The sequence below is a fragment of the Leucobacter weissii genome (assembly GCF_017565745.1).
In the GTDB taxonomy this organism is placed as follows: Bacteria; Actinomycetota; Actinomycetes; order Actinomycetales; family Microbacteriaceae; genus Leucobacter; species Leucobacter weissii.
This window is the reverse complement of the sequence record NZ_JAGDYM010000004.1, coordinates 204,404-216,074: the sequence shown is the minus strand read 5'-3', so window position 1 is coordinate 216,074 and position 11,671 is coordinate 204,404. Positions and strand designations below refer to the sequence as shown.

9 protein-coding genes are annotated in these 11,671 nt (G+C 71.3%); 3 read left to right on the top strand and 6 right to left on the bottom strand.

Annotated features, from left to right (window positions below; all coding sequences use genetic code 11):
• Window positions 1-12: 12 nt before the first annotated feature.
• The 4 genes from glgA to J4H92_RS03185 all read right to left on the bottom strand — a co-directional run bounded on the left by glgA (window position 13) and on the right by J4H92_RS03185 (window position 7,840).
• Entirely contained in the window at window positions 13-1,470 is a 1,458-nt protein-coding gene (gene glgA, locus J4H92_RS03200; protein ID WP_208095887.1) for a glycogen synthase GlgA, read from the bottom strand.
• Window positions 1,471-1,578: 108 nt separating this feature from the next.
• A complete protein-coding gene (gene glgC / locus J4H92_RS03195) occupies window positions 1,579-2,877 on the bottom strand; it encodes a glucose-1-phosphate adenylyltransferase (RefSeq protein ID WP_208095883.1) in 1,299 nt (432 codons plus the stop codon).
• The gene (gene glgB, locus J4H92_RS03190; RefSeq protein ID WP_208095882.1) at window positions 2,874-5,063 is read right to left on the bottom strand and encodes a 1,4-alpha-glucan branching protein GlgB; all 2,190 of its coding nucleotides are present in this window, start codon (window positions 5,061-5,063) and stop codon (window positions 2,874-2,876) included. Before glgB ends, glgC begins: the two co-directional genes overlap by 4 nt.
• A gap of 338 nt (window positions 5,064-5,401) precedes the next feature.
• On the bottom strand, window positions 5,402-7,840 hold the full coding sequence (locus tag J4H92_RS03185) for a glycogen/starch/alpha-glucan phosphorylase (protein ID WP_208095879.1): 2,439 nt from the start codon (window positions 7,838-7,840) through the stop codon (window positions 5,402-5,404).
• A gap of 170 nt (window positions 7,841-8,010) precedes the next feature.
• On the opposite strand from J4H92_RS03185, the gene J4H92_RS03180 reads away from it, so the two are divergent.
• From J4H92_RS03180 to J4H92_RS03170, 3 genes are all read left to right on the top strand, one after another.
• Window positions 8,011-8,532, top strand: coding sequence for a helix-turn-helix transcriptional regulator (locus tag J4H92_RS03180; RefSeq protein ID WP_208095876.1), 522 nt, complete (start codon window positions 8,011-8,013; stop codon window positions 8,530-8,532).
• Window positions 8,529-9,308 carry an alpha/beta fold hydrolase gene (locus tag J4H92_RS03175; protein ID WP_208095873.1) on the top strand — a complete coding sequence of 260 codons (780 nt, stop codon included), beginning with the start codon at window positions 8,529-8,531 and terminating at the stop codon, window positions 9,306-9,308. Before J4H92_RS03180 ends, J4H92_RS03175 begins: the two co-directional genes overlap by 4 nt.
• Window positions 9,309-9,429: 121 nt before the next feature.
• Window positions 9,430-10,383 carry a helix-turn-helix transcriptional regulator gene (locus J4H92_RS03170; protein ID WP_208095870.1) on the top strand — a complete coding sequence of 318 codons (954 nt, stop codon included), beginning with the start codon at window positions 9,430-9,432 and terminating at the stop codon, window positions 10,381-10,383.
• A 236-nt stretch (window positions 10,384-10,619) separates the two neighbouring features.
• On the opposite strand, the gene J4H92_RS03165 is transcribed toward J4H92_RS03170, so the two are convergent.
• The gene (locus tag J4H92_RS03165) at window positions 10,620-10,787 is read right to left on the bottom strand and encodes a hypothetical protein (RefSeq protein WP_208095867.1); all 168 of its coding nucleotides are present in this window, start codon (window positions 10,785-10,787) and stop codon (window positions 10,620-10,622) included.
• Window positions 10,763-11,662, bottom strand: a complete 900-nt coding sequence (locus J4H92_RS03160) for a glycine betaine ABC transporter substrate-binding protein (protein ID WP_208095864.1) — start codon at window positions 11,660-11,662, stop codon at window positions 10,763-10,765. The genes J4H92_RS03165 and J4H92_RS03160 overlap by 25 nt, the downstream gene beginning before the upstream one ends.
• Window positions 11,663-11,671: the final 9 nt, after the last annotated feature.

Below are 11,671 nucleotides of genomic sequence, written 5' to 3'. Positions count from 1 at the left end.
GGCCGCCCGCGCTCATCGGGCGAGTTCCTCGAACAGCCCGGCGTAGCGCGCCGCGGACGCGGCCCAGCCGAACGGCGCGCGCATCGCCCGCTCGCGCAGGCGCGACCACGCCTCGCGATCGGCGTGCAGCTCGCGCGCGCGGTCGAGCGCCGCGCGCAGCCCGGCGGCGTCGATCGCCCCGTCCTCGCCGAACGAGAAGCCGGTCGCCGTGCCGTCGGCGAGGCGCTCCGGCGTCGCATCGACGACGGTGTCGCGCAGGCCCCCCGTGGCCGCGACGACCGGCACCGCGCCGTAGCGCAGCCCGTAGAGCTGGGTGAGGCCGCAGGGTTCGAAGCGGGAGGGCACGAGCACGAGATCGCCGCCCGCGTACATGCGGTGGCTGAGCGCCTCGTCGTAGCCGATGCGCACCCCTGCCGCGCGCGGGTGCGCCGCGGCCAGTTGCGCCAGCCCGTGCTCGTAGCCGGGATCGCCGGATCCGAGCACGACCACCGCACCGCCTGCCCCGATGAAGCCGGGCAGCGCCTCGAGCAGCAGATCGATCCCCTTCTGGTGGGTGAGCCGGGTGATCACCACGGCCAGCGGCCCGCTCGGCTCGTCGAGCCCGAACTCCTCGAGCAGCGCGCGACGGGCGAGCGCCTTCCCCCGCGGATCGCCGGCGGAGAAGGGCGCGACGTGCGGATCTGCCGCCGGATCCCACACCGCGGTGTCGATGCCGTTGAGGATCCCGCTCATCTCGCCCCTCGCCCGCCGGGCGGCGACGACCCCCTCGAGCCCGAAGCCGAACTGCGGCGTGCCCAGCTCCTCCGCATAGCTGGGGCTCACCGTGGTGACCCGCGCGGCATGCACCAGGCCCGCCTTCAGCGCGCTGACGAGGCCGTGGTACTCGAGCGCGTCCGAGTGGAAATCCCAGCTCGGCAGACGCAGCGGATCGAGCTGGTCGGCGCCGAAGATCCCCTGGAACGCGATGTTGTGGATCGTGAGGACGGAGGGCACCGCGGATCCCGCGTATTTCAGGTACGAGGGCACCAGGCCGGCCTGCCAGTCGTGGGCGTGCACGACATCCGGGCGCCAGCGGTCGACCGTGCCCTCGATCGCGAGCCTCGCCCCGACCCAGGAGAGCGCGGCGAAGCGGACGTGGTTGTCGGGATGGTCGCGGCCCTCGACGGCGTAGGGGCCCCCGGGCCGGTCGAAGAGATGGGGCGCGTCGAGCAGCAGCAGATCGAGCCCGGCGTGCTTGGCGTGCCGCACGGCGGCCGGGCCGCCGAAGAGATCGTCGTCCCGCCAGACCCGACGGGAGCGCCCGGCGCGGTGGAGCAGGCCCGGGTAGGCGGGCATCAGGATCCTCGACCGCCATCCCAGCGGTTCGAGCGCGGCCGGCAGCGCGCCGACGACGTCGGCGAGACCGCCGGTCTTCAGCAGCGGGGCGCACTCCGAGGCCACGGACAGCACGCGGCGCAGCGGTCGAGCCATCCCTCCCCTCCTCTCGTCCGTTCATCCACCGGGTCGGTGATGCGAGCACCGGTCATCGGACCGGCGGCACCCGCAGATGCGTCCCCGATTCGGGGACCCCCGAGGCGCTCATCGCTCCAAGGCGGCGGAGCGCCGGTCCAGCATGGGCTGCGTGACCAGCACGATGCCCCCCGGCGTGCGCCGGAACCACTTCTCGTCCTCCTCCGGATCCTCCCCCACCACGAGCCCCTCGGGGACGCTGACCCGGCTGTCGATCACGCAGCGGCTGAGCTGCGCGCCCCGCGCCACCTCGACGTAGGGCAGCAGCACCACGTGGTCGAGCGAGGAGTAGGAGTGCACGCGGCCGCCGGTGAACAGCAGCGAGTTGCGCACGTCGGAGCCGCTGATGATGCAGTCCCCCGAGATCAGCGACTGGATCGCCTGCCCGCGCCGGCCGTCATCGTCGTGGATGAACTTCGCCGGCGGGGTCAGCTCGGCGTAGGTCCAGATCGGCCAGGCGTTGTCGTAGAGGTCGAGCGCGGGGATGAACTCCGTGAGGTCGATGTTCGCCTGCCAGAACGAGTCGATCGTGCCCACGTCGCGCCAGTAGGGCTCGGTCTCGAGCCCGGTCATCACGCACGACTCGCTGAAGCGGTGCGCATAGGCGTTGCCGCCGCGCACGATCGCGGGGATCAGATCGTAGCCGAAATCGTGCCGGGAGCTCGTATCGTCGGCGTCGAGCAGCAGCAGGTCGCGCAGGAACGACCAGTCGAACACGTAGATGCCCATCGAGGCGAGCGCGCTGTCGGGATCCTCCGGGGTGCCGGGCGGATCGGCGGGCTTCTCCAGGAAGTCGACGATGCGGCCGCGGTCGTCGACGTGCATGATGCCGAAGCTGGATCCCTCCTCGCGGGGCACCGTGAGGCAGCCGACCGTGACGTCGGCGCCGGTCTCCACGTGCTGGCGCAGCATGATCTCGTAGTCCATCTTGTAGACGTGATCCCCGGCGAGGACGATCACGTACTTCACGTCGTAGTCGTCGACGATGTCGATGTTCTGCGTCACGGCGTCGGCGGTGCCGAGATACCACTTGCTCTCCTCGACGCGCTGGCTGGCCGGGAGGATGTCGAGATACTCGTTGCGCTCGGCCCGGAAGAAGTTCCAGCCGCGCTGCAGATGCCGGATCAGCGAGTGCGCCTTGTACTGCGTGGCCACCGCCATCTTGCGGATCCCCGAGTTGAGGGCGTTCGAGAGCGGGAAGTCGATGATGCGCGACTTGCCGCCGAAGTGCACCGCGGGTTTCGCGCGGCGATCCGTGAGCTCCTCGAGCCTGCTGCCGCGGCCGCCCGCCAGGACGAAGGCCATGGTCTGGCTCGAGAGCCGGGTGTGGGCGCCGTTGCTCCGGTTCTGATAGGGATTCACCGTCATGACCGTTCCTCCACGAAGTAGATGGCTGAGAGTGGTGGCAGGGTGAGCATCGCCGACTGGGCCTCGTCGCCGGCCGGCACCTCCTCGGTCTCGATCGCGCCCGTGTTGCCGCGGTTGCCGCCGCCGTAGGCCTCCGAGTCGGTGTTGAGCGCCTCGGTCCAGCGCCCGGGCACCGGGAAGCCGACGCGGTAGCCCGTGCGCTCGACCGGCGTGAGGTTCAGGACGACGACGACGTGGGGATCGCCGGGTGCGCCGCGCCGCAGCCAGGCGAAGACCTGGTCGTCGACCGCGTCCACGAGCAACCACTGGAAGCCGCGGCCGTCGGCGTCGCCGCGGTGCAGGGCGGGCTGCGCGCGGTACAGGCGGTTGAGATCGCGGACGAGGCTCTGCACGCCGGCATGGCCGGGATCCCGGAGCACGCCCCAGTCCAGCTCTGAGCCGTGATCCCACTCGGCCGGCTGCCCGAACTCCTGACCCATGAAGAGGAGCTTCTTGCCGGGGTAGCCCCACATGTAGCCGTAGAACGCCTTGAGATTGCCGAGCTTGTCGGCATGGTTCCCCGGCATCCTGCCGTACATCGAGCCCTTGCCGTGGACCACCTCGTCGTGACTGATCGGCAGCACGAAGTTCTCGGTGAAGGCGTAGGTGATCCCGAAGGTCAGTTGGTCGTGGTGATGCCTCCGGTAGACCGGATCCTTGCCGAAATAGCTCAGCGAGTCGTTCATCCAGCCGAGGTTCCACTTGTAGCCGAAGCCCAGGCCGCCCCGGTCGACGCCGTGACTCACCCCCGGGAAGGTCGTCGACTCCTCCGCGATCATGGCGATGCCCGGATGCTCGCCGTAGGCGGCGACGTTGACGCGGCGCAGGAACTCGATCGCCTCGTAGTTCTCGCGGCCGCCGTCCGCGTTGGGGATCCACTCCCCCGCGCGGCGCGAGTAGTCGCGGTAGATCATCGACGCCACCGCGTCGACGCGCAGGCCGTCGAGATGGTACTCGTCGAGCCAGTAGAGCGCGTTCGACACGAGATAGTTCAGCACCTCGGGCCGGCCGTAATTGAAGATGAGCGTGTTCCAGTCGGGATGGAAGCCCTCGCGCGGATCGCGGTGCTCGTAGAGGGCGGTGCCGTCGAAGCGTCCCAGCCCGTGCTGATCGGTCGGGAAGTGGCCGGGCACCCAGTCGGCGATCATGCCGAGCCCGCGCGCGTGCGCGCGATCCACGAGGGCCGCAAACTCCTCGGGCGTGCCGTGCCGGACCGTGGGAGCGAACAGGCCGATCGGCTGGTAGCCCCAGGAACCGTCGAAGGGGTGCTCGCTGATCGGCATCACCTCGAGATGGGTGAACCCGAGGTCGGCCGCGTAGTCGACCAGCTCCGTCGCCAGCTCGAGGTACGAGAGCGGGCGCTCCCCCGCCGCGCGCCGCCAGGATCCCAGATGCACCTCGTAGACGCTCATCGGGGCGTCGACGGCATTGATCGCGGCGCGCCGGTCGATCCAGCCCGCGTCCTGCCAGCGGTGCCGGCCGAGCGGCCGCACCACCGATCCGGTCGCCGGCGGGTGCTCGCTGCCGAAGCCGACGGGATCCGCCTTCAGCGGGAGCTGACGCCCTCCCTCGCCCAGGATGTCGTACTTGTAGACGGCGCCCTCGCCGAGCCCGGGCAGGAAGATCTCCCACACCCCGGTCGCGCCCCGGGAGCGCATGGGGTGCGCGGTCGGGTTCCAGCCGTTGAAGTCGCCCACGATCGACACCCGCTCGGCATTCGGCGCCCACACCGCGAAGTGGACGCCGTCGGCGCGTTCATGGGTGATCCGGTGGGCGCCGAGCACCTCCCACAAGCGCCGGTGGGTGCCCTCGCCGATCAGGTACTCGTCGATCTGCCCCAGCACCGGGCCGAAGCGGTAGGGGTCCTCCCGCTCCTCGACGGCGCCGCCGGGCCACTGGATGCGGAGACGGTAGAAGGGCAGCGCAGCGCCGACGAACACCGCCTCGGCGTCGGAGTGAGGGTGCAGCTCGGCGCGATCGGTGTCGTTGACCGCCCAGACGCGCTCGGCGCCGGGCAGGTGCGCCACGATGTGGCGGCCGTCGTCGGAGGGGCCGAGCACCGCGAAGGGATCCGCGTGGGTCCCCCCGGCGATCCGCCGAGCCGCGGCTGCGTCGAGTGCGAACGGTGCCGCGCTCTCCCCAGCCATTTCGGTCTCCCTCAGCTTGGCCTATACCCCCATCTAACCACTGAGGGCGGACTCGGGATGCCCCGAAGTGCATAAGTTCGACACATGTTCATGTCGGCGCGCCGACCCGCGGGCGCCGGCACCTTCAAGCAGCGCGACGCGCACCGTGCCCTGAGCGCGTCGGAGGGCGCCCCCGCGCCCGCTCACCGGCGGCCGTCAGCGCGGCGAAAGCGGGGAGCGGCGTTCGGTTCGGGCGGAGATCGCAGTTCGGGAGGACGCTTTCGGGGGAACAATTTCCTCCCGGGCTGCAGGATCCTCCCGAACTGCAGTTCGGGAGCTACGGGGGCTGAACGCGACCCCTACAGCGCGGGGACGATGTCCCAGATCTCGCTCATGTACTGCCGGATCGAGCGGTCCGAGCTGAAGTGGCCCATCCGGGCGACGTTGAGGATCGCCATGCGCTGCCAGCGCTCGGGATCGCGGTAGACCCGGTCGACCTCGGTCTGCGCCGCGTCGTAGGCGGCGAAGTCCGAGGCGACGAGGAACCAGTCGCTGTTCCAGAGCAGATCGAGCAGCCCCCCGTAGCGATGCGGATCCTCCGGGCTGAAGGTCCCCTCGGCGATGGCCTGCAGGACGTCGCGCAGCGGTTCGCTCTGCTCGATCGCGGCTCGCGCGTGATCGGGCTCGGCCCGGCGCACCGCGACCTCCTCGGCGGTCAGCCCGAAGAGGAAGAAGTTCTCGGGCCCGACCTGCTCCCGGATCTCGACGTTGGCCCCGTCGAGGGTGCCGATGGTGAGCGCGCCGTTCAGCGCGAACTTCATGTTGCCCGTTCCCGAGGCCTCCATGCCTGCGGTGGAGATCTGCTCCGACAGGTCGGCCGCGGGGATGAGCTTCTCGGCCATCGAGACGTTGTAGTTGGGCGGATAGACGACGCGCAGCAGATCCCGGGTCTCGGGATCGTCGTTGAGCACCGCGCCGACATCGTTGACGAGGCGGATGATGTCCTTGGCGACGTGGTAGCTGGGTGCGGCCTTGCCGCCGAAGACCTTGACCCGGGGCACCCAGCCGGCGCCTGGATCCCGCTTGATCCGCTGCCAGTGCGCGATGGTCCAGAGGATGTTGAGCAGCTGGCGCTTGTATTCGTGGATCCGCTTGACCTGGGCGTCGACGAGGGCGCCGACCGGCACGTCGACGCCGTGCTCGCTCCGCAGCCAGCCGGCGAAGCGCTCCTTGGCCAGATGCTTCGTCCGGCCGAAGGCCTCGCGGAAGCTCGGGTCGTCGACGTGGCCCTCGAGTTCGCGCAGCCGGTCGAGGTCGGTCTCCCAGCCCTCCCCGATCGTGTCGGTGATGAGACGGGCGAGCGGCGGGTTGGCCAGCTTGATCCAGCGTCGCGGCGTGACGCCGTTGGTGATGTTGACGATCCGCCCGGGATGCCTGGCGTCGAGCGCGGGGAACAGCTCCGTCCTGACGAGGTCGCTGTGCAGCGCCGAGACGCCGTTGACCCGGTGGCTGCTGAGGAAGGCCAGCTCGCCCATCTTCACCTGGCCGTGCTCGATCAGCCCGACGCCCTCGGGGCGGGGCCCGTGCAGTTCGACCTCGTGGGCGTCGAGCCGCTCGATGATCTGCAGGTGGCGCGGCAGCACCTTGCGCATGAGGTCGACCGACCAGCGCTCGAGCGCCTCGGGGAGCAGCGTGTGGTTCGTGTAGCCGAGCACCCTGTTGGCCAGCTCCGCAGCGGCGGCGAAGTCGAAGCCGTGCTCGTCGACGAGCAGGCGGACGAGCTCGGGACCGGCGATGGCCGGGTGGGTGTCGTTCATCTGGATGGCGACGTGCTCGGGCAGGCGGCGCAGCTCGTCGTGCCCCTTGAGGTAGCGGCGGAGGATGTCCTGCACGGAGGCGGAGGTGAGGAAGTACTCCTGCGTCAGCCGCAGTTCCTTGCCGCGGTCCGTCGAGTCGTTGGGGTAGAGCACGCGGCTGAGACTGCGCGCCCAGGCCTCGGGCTCGGCCGCGGCGGTGAAGTCGCCGGCGTTGAAGCGGTCCAGGTCGAAGAGCTCGGCCCCCGGCAGCGCCGCCCACAGGCGCAGGGTGTTGGCCCAGCGCCCCCGGTAGCCCACGACCGGCGTGTCGTGGGCCGCCGCGAGGACCTGGAAGCGCGGCCGCCAGACCGAGCGGCCGTCCTCCTCCACGACGTCGCCGCGGAGGCCGACCTGATAGGCCGACTCCGGGCGGGTGAAGTTCCACGGATTGTCGGCGACCAGCCAGTTCTCGGGGGCCTCGACCTGGCGCCCTCCGTCGAAGCCCTGTTTGAAGAGCCCGTGCTCGTAGCGCAGCCCGTAGCCGTACCCCGGGCAGCCGAGAGTGGCCATCGACTCCATGAAGCAGGCGGCGAGCCTGCCCAGGCCGCCGTTGCCGAGCGCCGCGTCGGGCTCGTCGTCGGCGATCTCCGAGAAGTCGAGGCCGAGTCCCTCCAGCACCTCGGCCGCCACGTCGCGGAGGCCGAGGTTGATCGCGGCGTCCTCGAGCAGACGGCCGATGAGGAACTCCATCGACAGGTAGTAGACGCGTTTGCGGTCCTCGTCCCAGGTGCGCCTGGTGGCCTCGAACCAGGGCGCCATCGCGCGATCCCGGATCGTGTGCGAGAGCGCCATGCGCCAGTCGAAGCGCGAGGCGTGCTCCGGGTCGGTGCCGACCGTGTACTGCAGGTGGTGCAGCAGCCACCACCGGAAATGGCCGGGGGTGGGCTCGGGAAGCGTCAGGTCGTCCTTCTCGACGCCGTGGACTTCGAGGCTCTCGGACATGAAACTCCTACGGGGTGTGGTGGTGTGATTCGTCGCCGACGCGCCGGGCTGCGCCACCGTGCCAGTTTAGGGCCGCGGCACTGGGCCATCTTAGGGCGCGCGGGTGAACGGCACGGGGCGACGGCTTGTACTAGTAGATAAATCTACTATATGCCGAGTACACTAGTCCCGTGATCCTCTCTCGCATCATCCTCGGCCTGCTGGCCCTGGCCCCGATGACCGGCTACGACCTCAAGCGGCACTTCGACTCGAGCGCGCGGCACTTCTGGGCCGCGGACAAGGCCCAGATCTATCGCACCCTGGCCCGGCTCGTGGAGGAGGGGCTCGCCGAGATCGAGGTGATCCCCGGCGCCGGCGCACCGAACCGGCAGCTGCACCGGATCACGACGGGCGGCCGGGCCGCGCTCGAGGCCTGGCTGCGCTCGCCGGTCGAGCCGCACGCCGACCGCGACCCGTTCCTCGCCAGGATGTTCTTCGCCGAGCACCTCTCGCCCGAGGCGTTCCGCGCGCTTCTGGCGGGGCGCCGGGAAGAGGCCGAGGCGCTGCTCGCGCACTTCGAGCGGCTGCGAGCCGAAGCCGCGGAGGCGACCGACCGCGGGACGCGGATGCGGCTCGCCACGCTCGCCAACGGCATCGCCCACGCCCGCGCCGAGCTGTCCTGGCTCGACGAGACCGAGAAGGAGCTGCCGTGATCGACACCCCCGCGTTCCCCGTCGCCCATCCGCCCGCCGCCGCGGGCGCGCGGCCGATCGTGTTCCTGCACGGCGGCAACGTCGCCAACTGGATGTGGGAGCCGCAGCTGCCCGACTTCCGGGATCGGCTCGCGCTCACCCCGGACCTGCCGGGCTTCGGGTCGCGCACCGAAGAGCCCTGGCACGGTGTCGACGCCGCGGCCGACCACGTGGTCGCCGGGGTGCGCGCCGCCGGGGTGGACGGGCCGTTCGACCTCGTCGGGCTGTCGCTCGGCGCGATCGTCGCCCTGCGCGTGCTCGCGCGGCACGGCGAGGCGGTCCCGCGCGCGTTCGTCACGGGCTCCGTCCTCGTCGGCGTCGATGCCGTCGCCCGAGTGGCGACGAGGCTGCAGCTCGCCCTCTGGAACGCGCCCTGGTTCTGGCGGGCGCAGGCGGCCGCGTTCCGACTGCCGCAGGACGCGCGCGCGGAGTTCGTCGCGCACGGGCTCTCCGTCCGCAAGGAGAACGCGGTCGAGATGTCGCGCGACGTCGTGAACGGGCGGGTGCCCGAAGCACTCGCCGGCTACGGTGGCGCTCTGCTCGCCGTCGCCGGCGAGAAGGAGTCCGGCGCGGCGCGGCGCTCGCTCGTCGCGATCCGCGCAGCGCTCCCGAGCGCCGAGATCCGGCTCGCGCCCGGGATGCATCACGTCTGGAACGTCGAGGATCCCGGCCTCTTCTCCGCGGTCGTCCGCCGCTGGACTGCCGGCGAGATCGATCCGCGCCTCCGGCCCGCCTGAGCGCCCCGGCGGTTCGGCGGCGCAGTCCGCGGCCCGGCCGGGCCGCCTCGCGATGGCGCCCGAGCGGTGACGCCGTCGGAGGCGGCGGAATAGTCGCCTGCGGCTCGGGGTTGAGGCCACCATGAGCTCGATCGCACTCGCCCCGGCCGCACCGCGCTCCCCCGCGCCCCCGCCGCGCACCGGCGGGGGCGCGACGATCGAGGACGTCCTCGCGGAGCTCGACGTGGGGGTGCGGCGGCAGCTCCGGTTCCCGCTCGCGCACGGGGAGGCCGTGCACCTCGAAACGGGGCGCCTCTCGCTCGTCTACCTGATCGAGGGGGCGGTCGCCGTGTCGGCGGGGGCCGACACGGCGGCGGGCGATCACCGGAACCGATCCGCCTATCCCGGGCTCCCCCGGGAACTGGCCGCGGGCGGGGTCCTGCTCTCGTCCGGGCGCGACCCGCTGATCCTCCGCGCGCCGACGGGCGCGTCGATCGTGCTCTCCGAACTCGACCTCGTCCCGAGCGCGGCGCACCTCGCGGCGCTGCTGCCGGACGTCGCGCTCGTCAGGGGCTTCGACCGGCACGAGCCAGCCGCGGCCGCCCTCGCCGTCCACCTCGGCTCGGACGGGCGCGGGGAACTCGGCGCCCGCGTGAGCTGCCCGAGTCGAGACGGAGATCTCGTCGTCTGCCGCGCGATGGCGCGGACCGTGCTGCTGTCGGCGATCCGCTCCTGGTGGCGGCACGGCTGCGCACCAGAGGGGTGGCCGTCGCTGTCACGGGATCCTTTCCTGGATCGCGTGGTGGCCGCGGTCGCCGCGGAGCCGGGCCGCGACTGGTCCGTCGAGACGCTCGCGGCGACCGGGGCGATGTCGCGGTCCGTGTTCGCCGAGCGCTTCCGCACGGCCTTCGGCCGTTCCCCCGCAGGGTACGTCGCCGAGGTGCGGATGCGCGCCGCGAAGGATCTGCTGGCCCGCGGCCGCGGCGTGAGCGAGGTCTCCCGGGAGCTCGGCTACCGCTCCGACGAGGGGTTCAGTCGCGCGTTCCGCAGGCACACCGGCGTGACGCCCTCCGCCTGGCGGGCCGGCGCGAACTGAGGCGAGGATCCCGCTGCGCGGATCCTCCGACCGCGCCACCTCCTCCCGCCCGACCCCGCACCTCTCTCGCGCCCCTCTCCCACCTCTCTCGCGCCCCTCTCCGCCGCGATTGGCCCCGAACTGCCCTTTCCCTGGTGCCGAAAGGGCAGTTCGGGGCCGATGGCGTGCGCCTGAGACGAGCGGGAAGAGGGCGCAAGCGGGAGAGCGGGCAGGCGGGAGAGGGCGCGAGCGCGAGATCACCGGGCGCTCGCGCGGTTCGACATCCCGAGCAGCACCGCCCCGAGCACGAGCACGGCCTGCGCCGCGGAGGGAGCCCAACAGCGCACGAGGGCGCCCCGGTCGATGCCCGGGGCGCCCTCGTGCGCGAAGAGGCGGCCGATCAGGAGGTCAGGCCGTCCACCCACTCCTGGTTCTCGCTCATCCACTGGCGGACGATTTCGGTGTAGTCCGAGACGTCCTCGTCGGTGTTGTACATGACGTTCTCCAGGGAGAAGAGCACATCGGAGTCCATCGTGAATCCGGACAGCCAGCCGTGCACCTCGGGGAACTCGGCTTCGAAATCCGAGCTCGCGATCGTATGGATCGACTCGGCGGCGCCGAGGGTCTCCTCCGGATCCTCCAAGTCCTTGATGGCGAAGGCGTCGTAGGCCCAGTGCGGACGCCACAGGGTGACCGCCACGTTCTCACCGGCCTCCAGCTTGGTCTGCAGCTCGGCCAGCATCGCCGGGGTCGACGAAGTGACGAAGTCGAAGCCCTCCAGGCCGTACGTCGGGATGGTGTTGTCCTGGGTCGCGGCGGTGAGGCCGGCTCCCGGCTCGATGCCGATCAGGCGGCTGCCGAACAGGTCGGCGTTGTCCGCCAGTTCGGTGAGCGAGTCGATCGGCGCGTCGGCGTTCACCGCGATGGTGAGCTTCGCGTCCTCGTTCCAGGCGCCGAGGTCGACGATGTCATCGCCGAACTCCTCGAAGTACGCGGCGTGGGTGAACGGCAGCCAGCCGTCCAGCGCGAGATCGTAGCTGCCGTCGGCGACGCCGGCGAACACCGGGCCCGCATCCGCGTACTGGAGATCGACGTTGTAGCCCTGATCCTCGAGCACGAGCTTCCAGACGTAGGAGGCCGCCTCCCCCTCGGGCCAGCCGTTGAACACGCCGATCGTGAGATCCTTCGAGCCCCCGTCGCCGGATCCGCCCTCCGGCTCTCCGCCTCCGGCGCAGCCCGCGAGGGTGAGCATCGCGGCCGTGCCGAGCGCCAGTGCGCCGAGCAGGTGTCGCTTCTTCATATTGTTCCT

What these genes read in the sequence shown, in the direction of transcription:
- glgA (WP_208095887.1), bottom strand. Translation starts at nt 1,470, where the DNA reads ATGGCTCGACCGCTGCGCCGCGTGCTGTCCGTGGCCTCGGAGTGCGCC.
- glgC (WP_208095883.1), bottom strand. Translation starts at nt 2,877, where the DNA reads ATGACGGTGAATCCCTATCAGAACCGGAGCAACGGCGCCCACACCCGG.
- glgB (WP_208095882.1), bottom strand. Translation starts at nt 5,063, where the DNA reads ATGGCTGGGGAGAGCGCGGCACCGTTCGCACTCGACGCAGCCGCGGCT.
- J4H92_RS03185 (WP_208095879.1), bottom strand. Translation starts at nt 7,840, where the DNA reads ATGTCCGAGAGCCTCGAAGTCCACGGCGTCGAGAAGGACGACCTGACG.
- J4H92_RS03170 (WP_208095870.1), top strand. Translation starts at nt 9,430, where the DNA reads ATGAGCTCGATCGCACTCGCCCCGGCCGCACCGCGCTCCCCCGCGCCC.
- J4H92_RS03160 (WP_208095864.1), bottom strand. Translation starts at nt 11,662, where the DNA reads ATGAAGAAGCGACACCTGCTCGGCGCACTGGCGCTCGGCACGGCCGCG.